The organism is Streptomyces sp. NPDC045695, from assembly GCF_056432025.1.
In genome coordinates this window covers 1-21,718 of sequence record NZ_JBWKJU010000013.1, presented here as the reverse complement: position 1 = coordinate 21,718, position 21,718 = coordinate 1, and the positions used below count along the sequence as shown (strand labels likewise).

General features: G+C 73.7%; 22 protein-coding genes. 11 read left to right on the top strand and 11 right to left on the bottom strand.

From position 1 onward, the window contains the following. The first annotated feature begins 8 nt into the window (after window positions 1-8). Entirely contained in the window at window positions 9-1,202 is a 1,194-nt protein-coding gene (locus AC07DU_RS22125; RefSeq protein WP_479113042.1) for a hypothetical protein, read from the top strand. Here AC07DU_RS22125 and AC07DU_RS22120 read toward each other — a convergent pair. The 3 genes from AC07DU_RS22120 to AC07DU_RS22110 form a co-directional block, all read right to left on the bottom strand. Continuing rightward, window positions 1,156-1,548, bottom strand: coding sequence for a hypothetical protein (locus tag AC07DU_RS22120; protein ID WP_453370876.1), 393 nt, complete (start codon window positions 1,546-1,548; stop codon window positions 1,156-1,158). The two genes, AC07DU_RS22125 and AC07DU_RS22120, sit on opposite strands and share 47 nt — an antisense overlap. 47 nt (window positions 1,549-1,595) lie before the next feature. Continuing rightward, window positions 1,596-2,543 (bottom strand): AEC family transporter, encoded by a 948-nt coding sequence (locus AC07DU_RS22115; RefSeq protein ID WP_360904425.1) that lies wholly within the window; start codon window positions 2,541-2,543, stop codon window positions 1,596-1,598. A gap of 74 nt (window positions 2,544-2,617) precedes the next feature. Beyond that, entirely contained in the window at window positions 2,618-3,040 is a 423-nt protein-coding gene (locus AC07DU_RS22110; RefSeq protein WP_360904422.1) for a DUF350 domain-containing protein, read from the bottom strand. Window positions 3,041-3,137: 97 nt separating this feature from the next. On the opposite strand from AC07DU_RS22110, the gene AC07DU_RS22105 reads away from it, so the two are divergent. Further along, entirely contained in the window at window positions 3,138-4,970 is a 1,833-nt protein-coding gene (locus AC07DU_RS22105; RefSeq protein ID WP_479113040.1) for a GNAT family N-acetyltransferase, read from the top strand. A gap of 51 nt (window positions 4,971-5,021) precedes the next feature. Here the strand turns inward: AC07DU_RS22105 and AC07DU_RS22100 are convergent, their stop codons facing one another. Next, window positions 5,022-7,034 carry an AMP-binding protein gene (locus tag AC07DU_RS22100; protein ID WP_479033728.1) on the bottom strand — a complete coding sequence of 671 codons (2,013 nt, stop codon included), beginning with the start codon at window positions 7,032-7,034 and terminating at the stop codon, window positions 5,022-5,024. 140 nt (window positions 7,035-7,174) lie between these two features. Here AC07DU_RS22100 and AC07DU_RS22095 point away from each other — a divergent pair, with 140 nt between their 5' ends. Together AC07DU_RS22095 and AC07DU_RS22090 are read left to right on the top strand one after the other, a co-directional pair. After that, window positions 7,175-9,076 carry an ABC transporter ATP-binding protein gene (locus AC07DU_RS22095; RefSeq protein WP_479113038.1) on the top strand — a complete coding sequence of 634 codons (1,902 nt, stop codon included), beginning with the start codon at window positions 7,175-7,177 and terminating at the stop codon, window positions 9,074-9,076. Window positions 9,077-9,083: 7 nt separating this feature from the next. After that, entirely contained in the window at window positions 9,084-9,461 is a 378-nt protein-coding gene (locus AC07DU_RS22090; protein WP_360904410.1) for a VOC family protein, read from the top strand. 95 nt (window positions 9,462-9,556) lie between these two features. Here AC07DU_RS22090 and AC07DU_RS22085 read toward each other — a convergent pair whose 3' ends face one another. Beyond that, on the bottom strand, window positions 9,557-9,904 hold the full coding sequence (locus AC07DU_RS22085) for a hypothetical protein (RefSeq protein ID WP_360904407.1): 348 nt from the start codon (window positions 9,902-9,904) through the stop codon (window positions 9,557-9,559). A 212-nt stretch (window positions 9,905-10,116) separates the two neighbouring features. On the opposite strand from AC07DU_RS22085, the gene AC07DU_RS22080 reads away from it, so the two are divergent. Both AC07DU_RS22080 and AC07DU_RS22075 read left to right on the top strand, forming a co-directional pair. Further along, window positions 10,117-11,001, top strand: a complete 885-nt coding sequence (locus tag AC07DU_RS22080) for a sigma-70 family RNA polymerase sigma factor (RefSeq protein ID WP_479113035.1) — start codon at window positions 10,117-10,119, stop codon at window positions 10,999-11,001. A gap of 111 nt (window positions 11,002-11,112) precedes the next feature. Further along, on the top strand, window positions 11,113-11,700 hold the full coding sequence (locus AC07DU_RS22075) for a gluconokinase (RefSeq protein ID WP_479033719.1): 588 nt from the start codon (window positions 11,113-11,115) through the stop codon (window positions 11,698-11,700). A gap of 18 nt (window positions 11,701-11,718) precedes the next feature. Here the strand turns inward: AC07DU_RS22075 and AC07DU_RS22070 are convergent, their stop codons facing one another. Next, window positions 11,719-12,678 carry a hypothetical protein gene (locus AC07DU_RS22070; protein WP_479113033.1) on the bottom strand — a complete coding sequence of 320 codons (960 nt, stop codon included), beginning with the start codon at window positions 12,676-12,678 and terminating at the stop codon, window positions 11,719-11,721. A gap of 251 nt (window positions 12,679-12,929) precedes the next feature. Next, the gene (locus AC07DU_RS22065) at window positions 12,930-13,688 is read right to left on the bottom strand and encodes a serine hydrolase domain-containing protein (protein ID WP_360904539.1); all 759 of its coding nucleotides are present in this window, start codon (window positions 13,686-13,688) and stop codon (window positions 12,930-12,932) included. Window positions 13,689-14,081: 393 nt separating this feature from the next. Here AC07DU_RS22065 and AC07DU_RS22060 point away from each other — a divergent pair, with 393 nt between their 5' ends. The 3 genes from AC07DU_RS22060 (at window position 14,082) to AC07DU_RS22050 (ending at window position 17,956) form a co-directional block, all read left to right on the top strand. Next, on the top strand, window positions 14,082-15,512 hold the full coding sequence (locus AC07DU_RS22060; protein WP_479038385.1) for an MFS transporter: 1,431 nt from the start codon (window positions 14,082-14,084) through the stop codon (window positions 15,510-15,512). A 79-nt stretch (window positions 15,513-15,591) separates the two neighbouring features. Beyond that, window positions 15,592-16,227 (top strand): DUF6629 family protein, encoded by a 636-nt coding sequence (locus tag AC07DU_RS22055; protein WP_479113031.1) that lies wholly within the window; start codon window positions 15,592-15,594, stop codon window positions 16,225-16,227. A 91-nt stretch (window positions 16,228-16,318) separates the two neighbouring features. Continuing rightward, on the top strand, window positions 16,319-17,956 hold the full coding sequence (locus tag AC07DU_RS22050; RefSeq protein WP_479113029.1) for a GMC oxidoreductase: 1,638 nt from the start codon (window positions 16,319-16,321) through the stop codon (window positions 17,954-17,956). Between the two features lie 99 nt (window positions 17,957-18,055). Here AC07DU_RS22050 and AC07DU_RS22045 read toward each other — a convergent pair whose 3' ends face one another. From AC07DU_RS22045 to AC07DU_RS22030, 4 genes are read right to left on the bottom strand one after another with little or no spacing between them, the layout of a single operon-like run. Further along, window positions 18,056-18,535 carry a carboxymuconolactone decarboxylase family protein gene (locus tag AC07DU_RS22045; protein ID WP_479113027.1) on the bottom strand — a complete coding sequence of 160 codons (480 nt, stop codon included), beginning with the start codon at window positions 18,533-18,535 and terminating at the stop codon, window positions 18,056-18,058. After that, the gene (locus AC07DU_RS22040) at window positions 18,532-19,614 is read right to left on the bottom strand and encodes an NAD(P)H-dependent amine dehydrogenase family protein (protein ID WP_479113025.1); all 1,083 of its coding nucleotides are present in this window, start codon (window positions 19,612-19,614) and stop codon (window positions 18,532-18,534) included. The genes AC07DU_RS22045 and AC07DU_RS22040 overlap by 4 nt, the downstream gene beginning before the upstream one ends. A 49-nt stretch (window positions 19,615-19,663) precedes the next feature. After that, window positions 19,664-19,798, bottom strand: a complete 135-nt coding sequence (locus AC07DU_RS22035; protein ID WP_366864781.1) for a DUF6126 family protein — start codon at window positions 19,796-19,798, stop codon at window positions 19,664-19,666. Between the two features lie 37 nt (window positions 19,799-19,835). Continuing rightward, window positions 19,836-20,510: a helix-turn-helix domain-containing protein gene (locus AC07DU_RS22030; RefSeq protein WP_479038290.1), complete on the bottom strand. Its 675-nt coding sequence runs from the start codon at window positions 20,508-20,510 to the stop codon at window positions 19,836-19,838. A gap of 104 nt (window positions 20,511-20,614) precedes the next feature. Here AC07DU_RS22030 and AC07DU_RS22025 point away from each other — a divergent pair, with 104 nt between their 5' ends. Both AC07DU_RS22025 and AC07DU_RS22020 read left to right on the top strand, forming a co-directional pair. Beyond that, complete coding sequence (locus tag AC07DU_RS22025; RefSeq protein ID WP_479113022.1) at window positions 20,615-21,202, top strand: TetR/AcrR family transcriptional regulator; 588 nt, start codon at window positions 20,615-20,617, stop codon at window positions 21,200-21,202. After that, window positions 21,199-21,579, top strand: coding sequence for a hypothetical protein (locus AC07DU_RS22020; RefSeq protein WP_360904563.1), 381 nt, complete (start codon window positions 21,199-21,201; stop codon window positions 21,577-21,579). The genes AC07DU_RS22025 and AC07DU_RS22020 overlap by 4 nt, the downstream gene beginning before the upstream one ends. Window positions 21,580-21,718: the final 139 nt, after the last annotated feature.

Here is a 21,718-nt window from a genome sequence, read left to right as displayed (position 1 = left end):
GCTCTCGCATGCGACGTACGTTGACGATGGCCGCGGTGGCGGTCGCCCTGCTGGTGTCCGCAGGGCCGCTGCCCCGGGCGCAGGCCGGGAGCGCCGCCCCGCTGGCCGTCGGCCGCTGGTCCGCGCGCGAGGCGGCGGCCTTCTGGACCGCCGAGCGGATGGCATCCGCCGTGCCGCTGCCTGCGGGCGCACCGCAACCGCCCGCGCCGGTCGAACCGGGGCAGGACCCGGCCCCGGCCCCGGATCCGGCTGCGGCTGGGGCTGCGGATCCGGATCCGGCCCCCCTCGCGACGCCCACGCCGGCCGGGGTGGAGCTCCCGGCGCCGTCCGCCACCCTTTCGCCGAGCCCGTCGGCCCCGTCCGCGAGCCCCTCTCCGACCCCGTCAGTCCCTTCCGCGACCCCCTCCGCCCTCGCGCCCCCGGCTCCGCGTCCCCTCGCGCCCCCTCGTACGCGCCCGGTGCGGGTCCCCGCCACCGACCCCGGCATCGGGCAGGACTTCGACGGCGTCCCGGTCGTCGGCCGGATGTTCGTCGTCAAGGGCGGCGGCGCCTACTTCTGCACCGCGAGCGTGGTCGCCTCCCCCGGCCGCAACCTGGTGCTCAGCGCGGCGCACTGCCTGCTCGGCTCGGACACCCGGCAAGTGGCCTTCGTACCGCAGTACACGCGCGCCAACCCGCAGCCGTACGGCATGTTCCCGGTCCTGCGCGATGCGGGCGGGCACTCCAAGATCTGGATCGACCCGCGCTACCGCTCCCGGGGCGCCGACCGGGCCGCCACCCTCGACGTGGCCTTCGCGCAGGTGGGTCCGGGCCGCGACGGTTTCCTGGTGCAGGACGTGGTCGGCGCGAACCGCCTGGTCACCGGCTCCGGTTACGCCCACGCGCGGGTCGCGCTGATCGGTTATCCGGCCTCCGCCGCCCGGCCGCGCCTGTGCGTGAACCGGACGACGAAGTTCACCAGCGTCGACCCGCAGATCCCGGGATCGTTCCTGCGCATCCACTGCACCGGCTATCCGGGCGGCACCAGCGGCGGCCCGTTCCTCGTGCGCTTCGACGCACGGACCGGCACCGGGGACGTGGTGGGGGTCATCGGCGGCTGGAAGACCGGCGGGGACACCGCCGACACCTCCTACAGCTCTTACTTCGGCCTGTCCATCAGGAAGTTGTACGAGAAGGCGGTTGCCGGGGCGAAGGTGCGGTGAGGGCCCGCGCCCAGCGGGTCCTGCGCGGGTTCCCGACCGTACGGGGGGTGGCCGGGAGCCCCTCGCCGGTCAGCCCGTCGGCGGGTGCGAGCCCGAGTCGGCGGCGCAGGTCGGCGAGGGCGGCGTGGACGGGCGCGAGGACGACTTCGGCGCCGGGGCCGGCGGACGCGAGGGCGTGCGCGGTGGTCTCGATCGCCTCGGCGGCGTCCTCGGCCGCGGTCCGGCTCCACCCTCCCGGCGCGCCGGGCCCCCAGGGCGCGACGGTGTCGTAGAGGTGGCAGGCGGCATCGGCCACGGCGTCGGCCCGTTCCCCGACGCCCGGCGCCGCGATGGTCGGCAGTTCCATGCCGGGTCAACGAGCCGATGCCGCCCGGAGGCACGACCGGGAGGTGCTCACGAGGCGACCACCTGCAGCCACACGGGCAGCAGGAGCAGGGAGACGACCGAGCTCTTGATGACGATGGACGCGGAGAGGTCGACGCCCACGTCGTAGCGCTGGGCGAAGATGAACAGGTTCTGCGGGGTGGGCATCGCGGCGATCAGCACGAGGTACGCCAGCCACTCGCCCCGCACGCCGAAGAGCATCCCGCACACCGCCCAGGTCAGCAGCGGGAAGGCCAGGCACTTGAAGCCGATGAGGGCCATCTCCTCGCGCGTGGTGCCCCGGACGTCCAGGCCAAGGCCGCCGAGGTGGAGGCCGAGCGCGAACAGGGCCACCGGGGAGGCGCTGTCGCCGACGAAGGCCGCGCCGTCCAGGACCACGGCGGGGACGTGCACCGAGAGGAGGTTGAGCAGGATGCCCGCGTTGCAGGCGAGGACCAGCGGGGTGGCGAGCGAGGCGCCGACGGCGCGCGAGAGGCGTCGTCCCGGACCGCCCGCGGCGGCGCCCGCGCGGCCCAGTTCCATGAGGGCGATGACCACGAGGGACAGCACGCAGACCTGGAACAGGAGGATCGGGAAGATCGGGGCGGCCGTGCCGAACACGGTGATGAAGACGGGGACGGCGAAGTAGGCGGTGTTCACCTGGACTCCGGCCATGACGCGCAGCGCGACGGCGCGGGGCTCGCGGATGCCGTGGGCGACGGCGCCCGCGGCGACCGCGGCCACCGCGAGGGCGGCCGCTCCGGCGTAGCCGCCGATCGCCCGCCAGTCGAAGAGGGCGGCGAGGTCACTGGTGTAGATGTTGCCGAAGAGGTAGCAGGGGACCGCGAAGAGGAAGGCGTAGTCGGAGAAGGCCTTGGACGCCTCGGCCGGGACGATCTTGCGGCGGGCGAGCAGGACCCCGCCGCCGAAGGCCAGCAGCACCGGTACGAGCTTCTCCAGCGCGGCTGCCCCGCCCATGTTCCCGTCCCCCGTGATCGACTGCCGGGCAGCCTACCCGTACGCCCTTCGCGCCCCTGAGCGGGTGCTCCGTGTCAGGCGATCGAGGCGGCGACGATCGCGGCCACGGCGAGGTTGCAGGAGGCCGAGACCCAGACCGCCGGGTGGGGCTCCGGGTCCACGACGATGGCGCCGAGCTTGCCGGGGGTGACCAGATCGAGCACCAGGAAGGCCAGCGCCATCAGGATCAGGCCGAGCACACCGAAGGCCGCCGTCGACATCAGGCCCTTGCCGAAGTCCTCGTAGGTGGTCCAGATCGAGGTGAAGACGATCCCGCCGATGCCCAGGAGCGCGGAGCTGAGCAGGACGGCCGCGTTGCGGTTGCGCTCCTCCCAGATCTGCTTCGGAAGCTTCCCGGGCGTCAGCACGTCCACGAGGACGATGCCGAGGATCAGCAGCACGAGGCCGAGCGCGCCGTAGGCACTGGTACGGCCAAGTCCGTTGACGATGTCGCTCATTGAGAAGCCTGTCTCCGCGTGGGTAGGAAAGGATGTGCCCTGGGGGCTGGCCGAATCTATCGCACGGCCCGGGAGCCGACCATGGGGAGGACGGCGCATGGTGAAGGTCAGGGCCGCGCGGGCGGACGAGGCCGAGGGTCTGACCGCGCTGGTCATGCGGTCGAAGGCGTACTGGGGGTACGACGCCGGATTCCTGGCCGCATGCGCCGGGGAACTGCGGATCCGGCCGGACGACGTGACGGCCCGCCGGATCGTGGTGGCCGAGGACGGACGCGGATCGGTGCTCGGGCTCGCCTCCCTGGAGGGGGCTCCCCCGCGGGCGGCCCTCGGGCTGCTGTTCGTCGAACCGGCCGTCATCGGGCAGGGGGTGGGGCGGCTGCTGTACCGGGACGCGCTGCGCCGGGCCGTGGAGCTCGGGGTCCGGGAGCTGGTGATCGACGCCGATCCGCACGCGGCCGGTTTCTACCGGGCCATGGGGGCGGTCGGCGCGTCGGACGGCCGCGCCGACGGCTCCGGTGACAACGGCTCCTGCCGGGGGACCGAGCAGGGAACCGAACCGGGACCGGACCGCCTGGTGCGGTTCCAGGTGGCGCCCGCCCCGCTCGCCGGCTGGGCGCGGGCGTGGACCGGTGGCGGACGGGCGGTCCACCTGGGCAATGTCGCCGAGTTCAACGCGCAGTTCGCGGACGCCTCCCTGGACCGGGAGCAGCGGGACGCGCACCACTACGCCTGCCTGGCCGCCTTCTACAGCCCCGACCCGGCGGCCCTGGTGCTGCCCCGGTCGGTGCCGCGGGGCTGGAGCGAGCTGGTCGGGCGCCAACTGGGCTGGTCGGGGGTCGAGGTGTACGACGGCCTCGCGGAGGGTCCCGGTGGTCCCGGTCTGTCCGATGCCGTACGGGCCCGCCCGGCGCTGGCCGCGCTGCTGACCGGGGCCGGGCTGCCCCTCGTACCGTGGGGGCTGACACGGCCGTTCGGGCGGCTGACCGGCCGCGCGTGGCAGGCCCGGGAGCTGCGGTACGAGTCGAAGTCCGCGGCGCACGGGCTCTTCGGGCGGATCCTGGCGGGCGGCGGGCATCCCGGGATCGTGCTTCCCGCCCAGTGGCGGGCCGACACTCGCAGGGCCGCGATCCGGCTCCTGTCCTCTCGGGCCGAGGCGGGCGAGAGCAGCGTTCTCAAATCGGAGCACGGTGTCGGTGGTTCGGGCACCACGGTGCTCACGCCCGCACGGGTCCGGGCCGCGGGCGGGGCCCGCGCCGTGGTGCGGCGGCTGCCGCGGGGGCCGCTGCTGGTGGAGGAGTACGTGAGCGGCCCGGGGCCGGACGGTGGCCCGCGGGACCTGACCTACGACGGGTTCGTGGACGGTGCGGGCCGCCCCCACGAGGTCGGCGGCGCGGTCATGGACGTCAAGGACGGCTGCTACGCGGGGGCCACGGTGGGCCCCGGGGTGGTGCCCGCCTGGGCGGAGAAACCCCTGGCCGCCTTCGGTGCGGCGGTGGGCCGGGAGCTGGCGGCCTGCGGATACCGGGGCTGGTTCGACGTGGACTTCGTCGCCGACGGCGCGGGCCGCCTCGCCCCGACCGAGACGAACCTGCGCCTGACCGGCCCTTCGATCGCCTTCATGGTGGCAGCCCGGCTCGACGCGCTGCGGGGCGCCGGCCACCTCGTACGGATCGCCGACCGGGTGGAGCTCGGTGCGCGGCTGCCCGAGGCGCAGCTGGACGAGCTGTGCGCGGGCCTCGTGCGGGGCTGCTCGGCGCTCGGCGCGGTGTTCGTGCCGGCGATCCCGACGGGCGCCTTCGAGCCGGCGCCCTGGCTGGGCGTACTGGTGGCCGCGCGCAGCACCGAGGTGCTGGACGCGGCCGAGGCGCTGGTGCGGGCAGGGGCCCTGGCGGTAGGAACGGTGTTCGGGCCGCCCGCGGCGAGGCCTTGAGCCGCGGCCGGCACGGCACGGCCCGGGCCGTGTCAGTCGTCGAAGGCCGTGTCAGTCGTCGAAGTCGAAGGGGCTGGGCGGTTTGGCGGTGACGTAGGCGGCGACGATGCCGGCCGCGATCATCAGGGGGATGTTGAAGGTGTAGACGAGCGCGGCCTGCCGTGACCAGTCCTGTTTGGCCGCGAGGCGGTAGAGGTTGTCCTGCGGCCACCACGCCATCAACAGGTAGGCCACCGAAAGGTGCGCGGCGGCCGTGAGGGCGCGGCCCCGGCCGCGCCGGGGCATCCGGGCACGGCCGGCGACCAGGAACACCACACCGACGCCGAAGGCCACGCACTCGAAGAGGTAGAGGACGAAGAAGAGGAACGCCCAGGGCTGCGGCACCCCGGTGAGGTCGGTCGATCCGGGCCAGAAGACGTTCGTGAGGATCAAGGCGACGAAGCCCAGCCCGATGCCGCCGCAACCACCGGCCACCGGCGCCGGGAAGGGACCCGTCGGCCCGGCCGCGCGCACCCCCGCCTTGCTGCCGGTGACGCGCTGCGCGGGAGCGCCGCCCAGGACGGGCAGGGGCAGGGCGGCGCGGTCCTCCTGCCCCGCCCGGTTGCGGGGCAGGGCCCGCAGCGGGACCAGCCTGAGCGGGATGTCCTCCCTGGCGAGCTTCCCCGCGAGGTACGCACGCAGTTCCTCGACGTCCGGGAGCCCGGCGCCCGGGGGCCACGCGGGGGCGCCGGGGCGCGGGGTCACGTAGGCGACGAGCCGCCGCGGCCCGCGCGTGCCGTCGACCCTTCGGAGGATCACCGCGCCGATGCCCTCGTGGCCCCGGATGAGGGATTCGACGGGGTACGGGTCGAGCGAGCGCCCGTCCGGCAGGGTGATCCGGTCGCGGATCCGGCCCCGGTACTCCAGCAGCCCGTCCTCGCGCAGCAGCCCGAGGTCCCCGGTGGGTACCGCGTCGCCGCCGCCGGGCGGGCTGAGGTGGATCTGCCCCTCGCGCACCTCGACGCGGCAGCCGGGGAAGGGCGTGCCGAGCAGGGAGCGTTCCTCGGGGCCGTCGAGGGGGCGCGGGAGCTGCGGCAGTTCGAACCAGGTGCCGGTGCCGGCGGTCTCGGCGAGGCCGTAGACGTTGAGCACCCGCACACCGGGCCGCAGCGCGGTCTGGAGGGCCGCCAGTTCGTCGACGTGGAACCGGTCCCCGCAGACGGCGATCAGCCGCAGTGACCCGAGCCCGTCGCCGCTCGCACGGCCGGTTCTCGGGGCTGGCACCCGCGGCTGCGGCTCGGGGGTCGCCAGGTGGACGGTGTCGGCGGGGCCCGCGTGGAGGACGGTGACCCGTTGGGCTTCGACGGCCGCCGCGATCGCCTCGCCCTGCCACGGTGAGCCTGCGGGCAGCACGAGCGCTCCGCCCGAGCACAGGGCGCGCGTCCAGCCCGCGGCGAAGGCCGTGACGTCCGGTCCCGCCGTGATCAGGTGCCGGTCCTGCGGGGTCAGCCGGGCCACCTCGGCCCAGCTCTCGTACGCGCCGAGCAGCAGGGAGTGGGTCACGGGAACGGCGCGCGGCTCGGCCGCCCCGGTGAACAGGATCGCCGCGGTGCCGCTGGGCCGGGCGTCCGGCGCCCCGGCGGGGTGGCCGGCCGCGCCGGCGCCCTGCGCGCCGAGCCGGATCACGCGCCGGCCGCTGCCGTCGTCCAGGGCGGCCTCGTGGGTGGCGTGGGTGAGCAGGACGTGGGGCTCGGCGGCGGCGAGCTGCCGCTGCCCGGTGCGGGGGTGCTCGACGTCGACGACGGCATAGGTGCCGCCGGCTTTGAGGACGGCGAGGAGGGCTACGACCAGTTCGGTCTGCTGGAGGGTACCGACGGCGACCCGGCCGCCCGGGGGCAGGCCGGAGGCGAGCAGGTGGTGCGCGAGCCGGTTGGCCCGCGCGTCGAGCTGCCCGTAGGTCAGGACCTTCGGGCCCGCGACGAGGGCGTCGGCCTCGGGCGTGTCGCGGGCCCACTGCTCGAAGCGGTGCAGGACGGTGTCGGTGGTGGCCTTGCCGAAGCGTACGGACTCGGATCCCTGCGTCATGGACCGATGATGGCACCGGGCACCGACAGCGGCCAGGAATCGGTAATTTCGGCGTGGGGGACGGGAGTTGCCCGCCCTGAAGGGGTGGTGCGGACGCGTTCCTTGACCTCGACCAAGGTTGAGGTCCTAACGTTCGGACCATGGACATGGAAGTCACCGCCTGGACATCGCTGCACAGCGCGATGAACGCCCAGCAGGACCGGCGCCCGCTCTCCCGCGCGAGCCTGCGCCGCATCGCCGCCTTCGCCCGCCCGCACCGCCGCGGGCTCACCCTCTTCCTGCTGCTGAGCGTGGTGACCGCGCTGCTGGCGGTGGCCACCCCGGTGCTCGCCAGCCGGATCGTCGACGCCATCGTGGCCGGACGGGAGAGCGGCGCGGTCACCCGTCTCGCCCTCCTCATCGCGTTGATCGCGGTGGTGGAGGCGGGGCTCGGCCTGCTGACCCGCAGGCTCTCGGCCACCCTCGGCGAGGGGCTGATCCTGGACCTGCGGACGGCGGTGTTCGACCACGTGCAGCGGATGCCGGTCGCCTTCTTCACCCGGACCCGGACCGGGGCCCTGGTCAGCCGCCTCAACAACGACGTGATCGGCGCCCAGCGGGCGTTCAGCAACACCCTGTCGGGGGTGGTCGCCAACACCGTCACCCTGCTGCTGACCCTCGCCGTCATGCTGAGCATCTCCTGGCAGATCACCCTGCTGGCGCTGGTACTGCTGCCGGTGTTCGTTCTGCCGGCCCGCCGGATGGGGGCGCGGATGGCGGCGATGCAGCGGGAGGCCTCGGCCCTCAACGCCGCGATGGGCACCCAGATGACCGAGCGGTTCTCCGCTCCCGGCGCGACCCTCGTCAAACTGTTCGGCCGACCCGCCGACGAGTCCGCCGAGTTCGCCTCCCGGGCGGCGCGGGTGCGTGACATCGGCATCCGTACGGCCATGGCCCAGTCGGCCTTCATCACGGCCCTCACCCTGGTCTCGGCGCTGGCCCTCGCCCTCGTCTACGGGCTCGGCGGGTACTACGCCCTGCGCGGGACCCTCGACGCCGGTTCCGTCGTCGCCCTCGCCCTCCTCCTGACCCGGCTGTACGCCCCGCTCACCGCGCTCGCGGGCGCCCGCGTCGAGGTGATGAGCGCCATGGTGAGCTTCGAGCGGGTCTTCGAGATCCTCGACCTCGAGCCGCTCATCGCGCAGAAGCCGGACGCCCGACGGGTCCCGGAGGGTCCGGTGGCCGTGGAGTTCGACCGGGTCTCCTTCGGCTACCCCGCCGCCGACAAGGTCTCGCTCGCCTCCCTGGAGGAGGTGGCCACCCTCGACGTCCGGGGCGGCACGCAGGTCCTGCACGAGGTGTCCTTCCGCGCCGAACCCGGCCAGATGATCGCCCTGGTGGGCTCGTCCGGCGCCGGCAAGTCCACCATCGCGCAACTGCTGCCGCGGCTGTACGACGCCGACGCGGGCGCCGTCCGGCTGGGCGGGATCGACGTACGGGACCTCACGGCCGACTCGATCCGCGAAACGCTCGGCATGGTCACCCAGGACGGGCACCTCTTCCACGAGTCGGTGCGCGCGAACCTGCTGCTGGCGCGGCCCGAGGCCACCGAGGAGGAGATCTGGGAGGCCCTGCGGCGTTCGCGCCTGGACGGGCTGGTCGCCTCCCTGCCGGACGGGCTGGACACGGTCGTCGGGGAGCGCGGGTACCGGCTGTCGGGCGGGGAGCGCCAGCGCCTGACCATCGCGCGGCTGCTGCTGGCGCGGCAGCGGGTGGTCATCCTCGACGAGGCCACCGCCCACCTGGACTCCACCTCGGAGGCGGCGGTGCAGGAGGCCCTGGGCGAGGCGCTGGCGGGCCGGACCGCCGTGGTGATCGCGCACCGGCTGTCGACCGTGCAGGCGGCGGACCTGATCCTCGTGGTCGAGGACGGCCGGATCGTGGAACGCGGTGTGCACGCCGAGCTGCTGGCGGCGGGCGGCCGTTACGAGGAGCTGTACCGCACGCAGTTCGCGGCGGCCGGCGCGGCTTCGGGCGGCGCCGTACCGGCCCCTGGCGCATGATGCTGTGATGGACATCAAGCTGGAACTGGTCGCGGTGCCCGTGACCGATGTGGACCGGGCCAAGGCCTTCTACGAGAAGCTCGGCTTCCACGCCGACCACGACGTCGTGGTGAGCGAGGACATCCGTTTCGTCCAGCTGACCCCGCCGGGGTCGGCCTGCTCGATCGCGATCGGCAAGGGGCTCACCCGGATGACCCCGGGCTCGCTGGACAACATGCAGGTCGTCGTGAGCGACATCGAGGAGGCGTACGCCGACCTCAGGGGCCGGGGCGTGGAGGTGACGGAGATCCAGGACATGCCGTGGGGGTCCTTCGTCTACTTCTCCGACCCGGACGGCAACGGCTGGGCGGTCCAGCAGACGACCCCGCGCACGGCGGCCGGCTGACCTCAAGGCGCCGGCCCGGCCTCGCGCGGTGCGCGCGGGGCCGGGCCGCCTGTGGCTGTGGCTGTGGCTGTGGCTGTACTTGAGCCCGCGGGCGCTCAGCTCTCCGCGGCGGCGTGGTGGTGGTCGAGCTCCCACGCGTGGTGCTTGAACTCGTGGCGGAAGTCGGCGTGGTCCTCCCACTGGCGGGCGATGCCGCGCAGGACGTCCCAGTTGTGCTCCACCGACTGGTCGATGACGCGCCGCATCGCGGGATCGGCCGCCGCCCGCTGGTCCAGGAGGCCCTTGATGGCCGAGGCCTCCAGGACGGAGTTGCGCAGGGCGCGCAGCGCACGGGAGGTGTCGTCCATCGCGAAGCCGTATTCGCTGCCGGTCTCCGCGTCGAACAGCGGGGTGAGCCGTGCCTCGATGAACGCGGTGATCCGCTCGAAGTGCTGCACATCCATCAAGGACTCCTTCTCATGCCGGACCACCACGTGTCCCCGGCGTCTCCACTGCGTTTCCCGTTCACTTCATTATCCAGCAGCGCCCGCGACCGGCGAAAACGGACGGAGCCAGTCCATGGGCATCGCCGGAACCGGTACCAACTCCCCGCGAGCGACCGCGTTTTCACGGTGATCTATGTTGAGATCCACGGTGAGGTGGGAACGGGGGACCGGTGGACGAGAACGCGCGGCTGGCGGAGCGATTCGAGGAGCACCGCTCACATCTGCGAGCGGTGTCCTACCGCATGCTCGGCTCACTCAGCGAGGCCGAGGACGCCGTACAGGAGGCCTGGCTGCGCCTGGCCCGCTCCGACATCAGCGACGTCGAGAACCTCGGCGGATGGCTGACCACGGTCGTCTCGCGCGTGTGCCTGAACATGCTGCGCTCGCGCGCGTCGCGGCGCGAGGACTCCATGGACGCCTATCCCGCCGACCCGGCCGTCAGCCGTGAGGACGCGGTCGACCCCGAACAGGAAGCGGTACTGGCCGACTCGGTCGGGCTGGCGCTGCTGGTGGTGCTCGACACGCTGGCGCCGGCCGAGCGGCTCGCGTTCGTCCTGCACGACCTGTTCGCCGTGCCCTTCGACGAGATCGCCCCCCTGATCGAGAAGTCCCCGGCCGCGACCCGCCAGCTCGCGAGCCGCGCCCGCCGCAGGGTCAAGGGCGCCCCGGCGGTGCCCGACGCCGATCTGACGCTCCAGCGGCGCGTCGTGGACGCCTTCCTGGCCGCCACCCGCGGCGGGAACTTCGACGATCTGGTCACGCTGCTCCATCCCGACGTGGTGCTCCGGGCCGACCCGGCCGTCGGCCCCACCCCGCGGCCCGTGGTCATCAGCGGCTCCGTCACCGTGGCCCGGGGCGCGATGGCCGCGATGCAGCGGGCGCAGTCCACTCAGCCCGCGCTGGTCGACGGCGTGGTCGGTCTCGCGATGGCGCCGCTGGGACGTCTGTTCCTGGTCCTGGCCTTCACCATCACGCAGGGCCTGATCACCGAGATCGACGTCGTCGCGGAACCGGAGCGCCTGGCCGGGATCGATCTCGCCGTTCTCGACGCGTGAGGAGCGGCGGGACAGGGGAGGGGGAGCCTTGAACGCGGACGCGTCGATGCGCTTCAGTGGTGGCACACGGTCCGGTGCCGGCGGGGACGGCGAGGTGACAGCGAGGTGGACGTGAGCACCCGACGGGTGATTGTGGTGATGGGCGTGGCCGGCACGGGCAAGACGACCGTGGGCCGGCTGCTCGCGGAAGCGCTCGGCGTCCCGTACGCGGAGGGCGATGCCTTCCACCCGGCGGCCAACGTCGCCAAGATGTCGGCCGGCACCCCGCTGGACGACGCGGACCGGTGGCCGTGGCTGGACGCGATCGGCGAGTGGATCCACAGCCTCGCCGGGCTGAGGGGCGCAGTGGTCGCCGCCTCCTCGCTCAAGCGCACCTACCGCGACCGGCTGCGCACCGCGGACCCCGGGGCCGTGTTCGTTCACCTCAGCGGTGAACGCCCCCTGATCGAGGAGCGGATGGCGGCCCGCAAGGGCCACTTCATGCCCCGCGCCCTGCTGGAATCGCAGTTCGCCGCGCTGGAACCGCTCCAGGACGACGAAGCCGGCGTCGTCGTCGACGTGTCCGGCTCCCCCGAGGAGATCACCGGACGGGCCTTGGCCGCCCTGACCGCGCTGACCGACCCGGCCGAGCCGACCGAGCCGTCCGGCCCGGCCGAGCCGACCGCCCAGCGCCACCTGGCCGCGCCCGAGCGGAACTGAGCGAGGCATCCCCGGACGTCACCGGGCCCGGCTCACCGCGGCCGGTCCCCCGCCGAGCTGGGCGGCGGCCAGGGCGAGGCCGCGCGCCGCCGCCGTGCAGCGGTCGGCGAGCGCCGCGACCTCGGCGCGCGGGGCGTCTCCCGCCAGTGCGGAGGCCGCCGCGCGCATCCCGGCCGCGTGCGTGCCCAGCGCGGCCGCGTGACCGAGCAGGCCGTCGGCGGGTGGCCGGGGCGCCGGGCCGGGCGGCAGGGCAGTGAACCTCCGGCGTGTGGGGGCGCGTCTCACCGGGGGCAGTTCGGGCCGCCCTACGGGGCGTGCGGGCAGGGCCGGGCCGCGGTCGCAGAAGGCCCGGAACGCGGCGCCGAGCCCGAGGAGCGGTTGGGCGGTCTCGGCCCGGCCGGTGGCGACCTGCCAGCCGGCGTGGTCGTTGAAGGGGTTGCCGTCCGTGAGGGCGTTCCAGGCGAGGATGTCGGCGAAGGACGGGGCCAGCAGGGCGAAGGCGTGGCCGGCGCCCCGGTCTCGCATGAGGGACCGGAACAGCCGGACGGCCTCGGCCTGGCGGCCCGCCGCGGCGGCCCGCAGGACGGCCGCCGCGGCGGGGTCCTGGAGGAGTTCGGGACGGCACGCGTCCGCGGCCCGGATCCGGGCCTTGAGTCCGCAGACGGCGATGCTGACCGCGAGGCTCTCGCGGCTCGTCAGGATTCCGGCGAGCCGGCCGGCCCCGGCCACGCCCCGGCCCCGTGGGGGCCAGCCGAGACCCTCCGGGTCGGTGAGGGTGCGCAGCAGGGTGCGCCAGCCGAGCCGGGTGCGGCCTCCCCGGGCGAAGGCGGCCGCGGGCAGGCGGGCGCCGAGGGCCAGCGCCGAGGCGTAACGGGCGGCCTCGCCGACCGCGGCGGCGGCCTCGGCAAGTGCGCGGCACGGGGCGTCGAGCGGGTCGACGTCCGGGTCGGTGAACGCGGAGGTCGCGGCGTCGGGCATGGGATCCTCGTGTGGTTCGACGGGGGGCGAGACAACAACGGTCTGTGACATCGGGATCACCGTACGTCCCGGCCCCCGGCCGCGCGCCCCGAGCTACCCCGAGGGGTCCATTGGGACCGGCAGCGGCGCGGCGTCCGGTCGGGCCGTGGGCGCCTTGCCCCGCTGCCCGGCACCGGGTGGACGCGGGGCCCGCCTGCTCCACCGGGTGGTGGCCTCCCGGGACGGCATCCGGGATGTCACTCAACCGGCCGTCATGGAGCGCTGGTCGGCGCGAAAAGCGCCTCGCGGAAGGCGGTGCGCAGGGAGGCGGTGCGCAGGGAGGTGGGGGCGGCGGCCGGGAGGAGCAGCGCCCAGCGGTGGTGGCGCAGCGAGATCCAGAGGGCCGGGCCGCCCTCCTGCGGGGCGTGGTGGCACCAGACGCCGTGCGGTGCGGGGTGCCACAGGAGACCGCGGGCGGGGGTGAGTTCGCCGGTGCGGATGCGGAGGGACTCCGTGACCCACGTGCGGGTGAGGGCGGCGGAGCCGGCCGCGTCCGCCGGGGAGAGGAGGTGGCGCTGGAAGCGGACCAGGTCGGCGAGGGGCGCGCGGAGGGTGCCGTCGGCGAAGCGGGTACCGGTCATGCCGAGGGGGCGCCAGACGCGGGTGGCGGCGAGTTCGGCGAGGGTGCCGTCGCCCAAGTGCTCGGCGAGGCGGGTCAGGGCCGCGGTCCCGTCGGTGCGGGTGAGCAGGTGGTGGGCCGTGGCCGCGCGGGAGGCGTCCGCGGCGGCGTCGCCCCCGTAGGAGGCCAGCGGGGTGTGCAGCCGCAGTGCACCCTCCTCCACGAGGCTTCCGATGACGGGCCAGAGCGCGAGGACGGGGGCGAGCCCGCCGACGTCGAAGGCCGCGTCCACGTCCTTCGGGGGCGACCACGCGTGCACCCCGTCCGGGCCGCCGACGGCCCAGACCGCCCCCGGGTCGGCACTGCCCACAAGGGCCCTGATGTCCTCGGCCTGGTCGCTCAGGAGCGTCATGGTCGCCCAGGATAACGAGCCCGCGCCCGCTCCCCCGGCGCGTCGGCTCCCGGTCGCGCCCCCGCCACCCGAATGCCGGTCCCGTCCGCCGTGGCCGGGGCGCTCGGGTGCGTCGCCGTGCGCGTGACCGCCCCGGGCGTCCGCCCAGTGGCCTTTCCCGGCCGGGCGGGCCAGCCTGAAGGCATGACCGCGCCCGCCGAGCCACCCCCCGGACAGCCGACCGGACCCCCGACCGGAAGACCCCCGACCGAACCGCCGACCGGGCCGCCTGCGCGACCAGCCGCGGGCCCGCCCTCCGACCTCTCCGCAGGACCGCCCGCGACACAGCCCGCGGACGGGGCCGCCGACGCGCCCGCGCCCAGCGTTCCGCTCGGGTCCGCACGCGGCCGGTGGATCCTGGTGGCCACCGTGCTCGGGTCGGGCATGGCCCTGCTGGACTCGACGGTGGTCAATGTCGCGCTGCCGCGCATCGGTCTCGATCTCGGCGCCGATCTGGCGGTGCTCCAGTGGACGGTCAACGCCTATCTGCTGACGCTGGCCGGGCTGATCCTGGTCGGCGGGGCGCTCGGCGACCGCTTCGGGCGACGCCGGATCTTCGTCCTGGGCGTGGTGTGGTTCGCGGTGGGTTCGCTGCTGTGCGGAATCGCGCCGAACGCCGGGGTACTGGTGGCCGCCCGCGCCCTGCAGGGCATCGGCGGCGCGCTGCTGACACCCGGCTCCCTCGCGCTGATCCAGGGCTCGATCCGGGCCGAGGACCGGGGCCGGGCGGTGGGTCTGTGGTCGGGTCTGGGCGGGGTGGGCGCGGCCGTGGGACCGTTCCTCGGCGGCTGGCTGGTGGACGGGCCGGGCTGGCGCTGGGTGTTCCTGCTGAACGTGCCGGTGGCCGCGCTGTGTGTCCCGATGGCGCTGCGGCACGTACCGGAGTCACGGGATCCGCAGGCGCACGGGCGGTTCGACGTCCTCGGGGCGGCGCTGGGTGCGGCCGCCCTCGCGCTGCTCACCTACGCGCTGATCGAGGCGCGGTCCGCGACCGGGCCCGTGCTCGGCGCGGCGGTGGGCGGCGGCCTGGTGCTGGCCGTCGCGTTCGTGTACGTCGAGCGGCGACGGGCCGATCCCATGGTGCCGCCGGCCATTTTCGCGTCGCGCCAGTTCACCGCCGTCAACCTGGTCACCCTGTGCGTGTACGCGGCCCTCGGTGGGTTCTTCTTCCTCGTCGTGCTCCAGCTCCAGGTCGTGGCCGGATACTCCGCGCTCGCCGCGGGCGCCGCGATGCTGCCGACCACCGCGCTGATGCTGCTGCTGTCGGCCCGCTCCGGGGAGCTCGGGGAGCGGATCGGGCCGCGGATCCCGCTCACCGTGGGGCCGCTGTTGTGCGCGGCGGGGACGCTGCTGATGCTGCGGGTGGGGCCGGAGGCCTCGTACGGGGCGGACGTGCTGCCCGCGATGTTCGTGATGGGCATGGGGTTGGTGACCTTGGTGGCTCCGCTGACGGAGACCGTACTGGCCTCGGTGGACCCGGGCCGGGCGGGGCTGGCCAGCGGCATCAACAACGCCGCCGCGCGCGCCGCCGGCCTGCTCGCGGTGGCGGCGCTGCCGCTGCTGGCCGGGATGGGGCCCGAGTCGTACCGCTCGGCGACCCAGTTCGACAGCGCCTTCGGGGTGGCCATGGTCTGGTGCGCGGGGGTGTTCGCGGTCGGCGCCGTCGTGGCCTGGGCGACCGTACGGACGCCCGGGGCCGGGGTGGCGCACCACCAGTGCCGCACGCAGTGCTCGGTGACGGCGCCGGCGCTCGAACCTCCGCCGGCCGCGCCGGAGAAGAGGTGATCGCCCTGAGGGCCCGGGACCGCCGGCGGGGCGGCGCCCGCCGCGCGACGGTGCGGCACCCGGCGCCCGGCTGATCCCCGTGTGCTGGAGCGCGACGGCCGATCTCACGGCGGGCACGGTCATCACCGCCGTCGGACTGGTGTGCGTGGCGCGCGTGGTGCGCGCGCGGCGGCCCCGCAATCTGCCGGTCGCCGCGCTGCCGCTGCTGCTGGGCGCGCACCAACTGGTGGAGGCCGCCGTCTGGAGCTCGGGCGGCGGCTGCTCACCGGCCACCACGGCCTGGGCCGTCATCGCCCTGCCGCTGCTGGCGCTGTGGGTTCCGGTGGGCGTGCTGCTCGCGGTGGCGCCGGGGATCCGGCGGCGGCTGTGGGGGCCGGTGGCCGTCGGCGTCGCCACGGCCGCGGTGCTCTCGTACTGTCTGGCGACGCGGCCGGTGACCGCCGAGATCCGGGGGCGCACCCTCGGCTACGGCGTGAATGTTCCGTGGATGCCGGCGGTTCTGACGGGCTATCTCCTCGCGACGCTGGGCGCCCTGATGCTCGCCGGGGACCGGCGTCTGCGGCTGCTCGGCGCGGTGCTGGCCGGCGGGGCGCTGGCCTGCTCAGCGCTGTGGCGGCTGGAATTCGCCTCGACCTGGTGCGCCTTCGCCGCGGTCGCCTCCGTGCTGGTACTGGGTTGGGTCCATCACCGGGACCCCGGCCCTTCTGTCAGGTGATCGACCGAAAGTTACCTAGACGCATGTAGTGACTTCACACGCGGGCAGCAGTAGAACTCGTTCCCATTCACCCCACGAACGAGGAGCTCGCATGAGCGAAAAAGCCCTGCCCGGAAGAGGTTCCCACGGCATTTCACGTCGCGGGTTCCTCGGAGCAACAGGTTTCACTCTGGGAGCCATGGCCCTGGCGCCCCGCGTCACCCCCGCCCGGGCGGCCGTGGGCTCCGCCGCGATCGGTGACGGCGCCCACGTGCCGGCCCTGGTCATCGGCACCGGTTACGGCGGCTCCGTCGCGGCCCTGCGCCTCGCGCAGGCGGGCGTGGACGTGCAGATGGTCGAGATGGGCATGTCCTGGGACACACCGGGCTCGGACGGCAAGATCTTCCCGAAGGTGACCAGCCCGGACTACCGCTCCTTCTGGCTCCGGACCAGGACCAAGGCGCCGCTGAGCAACTTCCTCGGCTTTCCGATCGACAAGGACGTCCCCCGGTACACGGGGATCCTCGACGCCGAGGACTTCGCCGGAATCACCGTCTACCAGGGCCGCGGGGTCGGCGGGGGCTCGCTGGTCAACGGAGGCATGGCGGTCACGCCCAAGCGCGCGAACTTCCAGTCCGTCCTGCCCTCGGTGGACGCCGACGAGATGTACGGCACCTACTACCCGAGGGCCAACGCCGGGCTCGGGGTCGGCATGATCGACCCGGTCTGGTTCGAGACCGCCGACTGCTACCAGTTCTCCCGCGTGGGACGCAAGCACGCCCAGCGTTCCGGCTTCGCCTGGACCTTCGTGCCCGACGTGTACGACTGGGACTACATGAAGCGGGAGGCGGCCGGCACCGCCACGAAGTCGGCCCTGGGCGGGGAGATCCTCTACGGCAACAACCACGGGAAGAAGTCGCTGCTCCAGACCTACCTCGCCCGGGCGGCGGCCACCGGCAAGGTCACCATTTCGGCCCTCCACAAGGTCACTTCGGTCTCCCCCGCCGCCGCGGGCGGCTACACCGTCAGCATCGAGCAGATCAACACCACCGGCGACATCGTGGCGACCAAGAACGTCACCGCGGACCGCGTCTTCTTCGCGGCCGGCAGCGTCGGCACGAGCAAGCTCCTGGTCAAACTGAAGGCCACCGGGGCCCTGCCGAACCTCAACAGCGAGGTGGGCAGGGGCTGGGGCGATAACGGCAACGTCATGTGCGGCCGCGCGAACCACATGTGGGACCCGACCGGCAAGCTCCAGTCGACCATCCCGTGCTCCGGCATCGACAACTGGGACGCGGGCGGCGCGTTCGCCGAGGTGGCCCCGCTCCCCACCGGGATCGAGACATACGCCTCGTTCTACCTGTCGATCACCAAGAACCCCAACCGCGCCGAGTTCACCTGGAACGCCGCGACGGGCAGGGCCGACCTCAGCTGGCAGACCGCCTGGAAGCAGCCGTCGATCACCATGGCCAAGACCATCTTCGACAAGATCAACGCGAAGGAGGGGACGATCTACCGGACCGACCTGTTCGGCGGCAACAGGATCTGGCACGACACCCTCACCTACCACCCCCTCGGCGGCGCGGTCCTGAACAAGGCCACCGACAACTACGGGCGCCTGCACGGCTACACCGGCCTGTACGTCATCGACGGTGCGCTCATCCCGGGCAACACCAGCGTGAACCCGTTCGTCACCATCACGGCGCTCGCCGAACGGAACATCGAGAAGATCATCGCCACCGACCTCTAGGCCGTCGCTTCCGGATCCTGCCGTGCCGCGCACAGCCGAAGCCGGGGCCGACCGGACGCACCGAGCGGCCCCGGACCCAGACCGGGACGGGCGACCCCGTCAGTGGCCGGGCAGCGCGCACACGCTGTCGAGGCCGAGCACGTGGTTGAGCCGGCCGAAGGCCAGCCAGGAGCCGATGCTCATCGTCAGCTCCACGATCTCCAGCTGGCTGTAGCGCGCGGTCATCCGGTCCCAGAACTCGTCGTCGAGCCCGTGGTGGTCGAGGGTGTACCGCTCGGCGTACTCCGCCGCCAGCCGGGTGCGGTCGTCGAAGGCATCGGTGGTGCGCCACTGGGTGACGGCCTCGGAGAACTCCTCCTCGACCTTCTCCCCCTCCCGTTCGGTGCGCCAGTCCAGGCAGAAGACGCAGCCGTTGATCTGCGCCACCCGCAGCCGGGCCGCCTCGAACTCGCGCAGCCCCAGGGTGGTGTGGGCGTACACCGATAGCGAGAAGTTCGCCGCGGCCATCCCGATACCGGGGACCATGTCACCCCACACGTACTCGATCGGGTGCTGGCCTTCGGGGACGTCGATCCTCATGAGTGCTTCCTTCCGAGTCTGCCGACGGCGGCGCGCAGCGGGACGTCGAGCGCGTCGTAGAGTCCGGGCTCCGCCTCGGTGAGCCAGTCGATGGCGCCGACGAGGCGTCCGACGGCGGTGGCGTTGCCACCGGCCGAGCGGTTGTCCCCGTCGTCGGTGGCCTCGATGGTGACCTCGATGCGCGGACGGCCTTCGATGACCACCCGGTGGGCGCCGTCGCCGCCGTCGGGCGGTACGGGCCAGTCCGGTGCGCACGAGGCGTGGATGCGGGTGACGTGCTCGATGACGATGCGCGGCTCACCCCCGACGACGCCCTGGACCTCGAAGCGGATCGCGCCCTGGGTCCCGGCCTCGAACTCGCCCATGGTCGGGGTGGTCACCGTGGTGTCGAGCGCGCGGCGCTGCGAGGTCTCGCGGATCTCGTCGAGCTCGACCCCCAGGGCCCGGGCCATCATGCGTATCTGCCCGCCCCACACCATGGTCGGGACGGAGGGCATGAGCATCATCGGCTCGTGGTCCATGGGCTGGCCCATGCCCACGAGGTGGCGGACGGAGTCCGGCTGGTCGTAGGTGGAGTAGTCGAAGATCTCCTGGCAGCGGATCACGTCGATGGTGGTGCCCAGTCCGCTGAGCAGGAGGGGGAGTACGTCGTTGCCCCAGCCGGGGTCGACGCCGGAGGCGAAGAGCGAGCCGCCGCCCTCCGCGATGGCGGCGAGGACCGGGTCACGGAACTCCGGCGGGGCGTTGCGGTGGTCGTACAGGGGGTAGAGGGCGGGGCTGACGACGACCGCGCCGGACCGGATCGCACGGGTGATGTCGGCGAGGGCGTCGTCGGGCCGGACGTCCCCGGACGCGGCGTACACCACGGCCTGGGGGCGTGCGGCCAGTACGGCCTCGATGTCGTCGGTGGCCGGGACCCCCAACGGCTGGCCGAGTCCGCCGAGTTCGCCCGCGTCGCGGCCGATCTTGGCGGGATGGTGGACGATGACTGCGGCGAGCCGCAGGGCGGGATGGGCCTCGACGGCGCGGATGGCCAGACGGCCGACGTTGCCGGTACCCCAGACAACCGTGGAAATCATGCGCGGAGGGTAGCCACAGCGCCTTCAACTTCCTAGGCCCCGAAGGACCTCACTGGTTCTTGGCGCCCAGGACGAAGAGGAGGTAGACGAAGAAGGCGAAGAGGTGGCCGACGAACAGGTAGGCGACCAGCCGGATCACCAGGCCGCGCGGGAACTTCGACTCGATGCGTGCCCGCAGGGTCACGGGGTTCTCTCCTTGGGACATCACTACGGCTCCTGGCCTATCGGTGGTGCGTGGACGTGGGGGTCCCGCCGAGGCACAGCCCCGCGAGGCTGCTCTGCAGCAGGGTGTGGACGAACAGCAGGTCGGCTCCGCCCGTGGAGGCCGCCGCGATCCGGTGCGGGGTGAGCGAGTCGAAGTGCGCGCTGTCCCCGGGCTCCAGCAGGTGCTCGGCCTCCCCCAGGTGCAGCCGCAGCCGCCCCTGCAGGACGTACAGCCATTCCTCACCGGGGTGTACGCGGACGAGCTCGCCCTGGCTTCGGCCGTGGGGGACGTGCACGCGCAGCGCCTGCATCCCGCGCCCGGAGCCGCCTGCCTGCCAGTACGTCCACCCGTCGGCCTCGCGGGCGCCCGGACCCCCGGCCCGTACGATGGGATCGGCGGCGGCGGGGGTTTCGCCGAGCAGCTCGGAGACCGTCGTACCGTAGGTGCGGGCGAGGCCGAGCAGCAGGGGCAGCGAGGGCTGGCGGCGGCCGGTCTCCAGCCGGGACAGGTGGGCGGGCGAGAGCCTGGCCCGGGCGGCGGCGGCTTCCAGTGTGAGTCCGGCGCGACGGCGCAGTTCCCGCAGTTGCGGGGCCACGGCGGGCAGTTCTTCGTGCGCGTCTTCAGGACCGGGAGCGGGACCCGGACCGGAGTCCGGGCCGGGGTCGGTACCGGGGGCAGGGCCGGGATTCATGCCCCGATTGAGCCAGAGCTTTGCCTTTCTGGCAATTCACCTTACCTCTAAGGCAAAAGACTGAGGGCTGTTTACCAAACGGGTCGACCCGTATAGTAAATCGCATGAGCTCCTCTCCGTCCTCCAGAGGACGTCCCAGGGATCCCCGCTCGCACGAGGCGATCGTCAGCGCGGCCGCCGAGCTGGTGAGCGAGGTCGGCTACGCCGCCACGTCGATCGGGGCGGTGGCCGCCCGTGCCGGGGTCGGCAAGGACACCGTCTACCGGCGGTGGCGGGGCAAGCCGGAGTTGGTCTTCGAGGCCGTGTTCACGAGCACCGACCACGAGCCGGTCCCGGACACCGGAACGCTGGCCGGTGACGCGACCGCACTGCTGCGGGGCCTGGTCGACGAGTTCCGCGCCCCGGCCGCCGCGGCGGCGCTCCCGGGGCTGCTCGCGGACTTCGCCGCCGATCCGGCGCTGAAGGCACGCATCCGCAGCGACTTCCTGGCCCCCTCCAAGGAGCGCCTGCTGATCGTCTTCGAGCGGGCCGTGGCCCGCGGGGAGATCGCGGCCGACACCCCCGTGGACCTGGTCCTGGACGCGCTGGCAGGAGCCGTGTTCTTCCACGTCGGTCTGGTCGGAGTACAGCCCGACCCCCAGCTGGCCGACCGGCTGGCTGCTGTCATGGTCAAAGGAATCGAGATCCGATGAACGGCTGGCTTCTGGCTGCGGGCATCACGGCGTTCGGTGTGGCTGCGACGCACATCGCCGCCGGTCACCGGGACGTGGTGCGCCCGCTGCTGTCCTGCGCACTCGCGGACGAACCCAAGCGCGTCCTGCACGCCGTGTGGCACATGGTGAGCGTCGACCTGGTGCTCTCCGCGGCCGCCTTGGTCTACCTCGCGCTCGCGGGCGGCACGTCGGCGACCGGCCCGATGGCGTGGTTCGTGGCCGCGCACTTCCTCGCGTACTCCGCCGCCTTCCTGGTCGTCACGTTCGCGGTCGGCTGGTCGAAGCCACTGCTCCGGCTGCCGCAGTGGATCCTCCTCCTGCCGGTCGCGGTCCTGGCGGCGGCGGGCGCCGCGTAGCGACAGCCCCTCGCCAGCCCCCGCGGCGCACCCGCCGCAGCCGGTAGGCCGTCTCTTCCGGATCTTGTCGGGTGAGCCCGGGTCGTCCGGTGCGGTGCATCGCAAGGCGGAGGGGCGCCCGTGTACGGGACGTACTCGG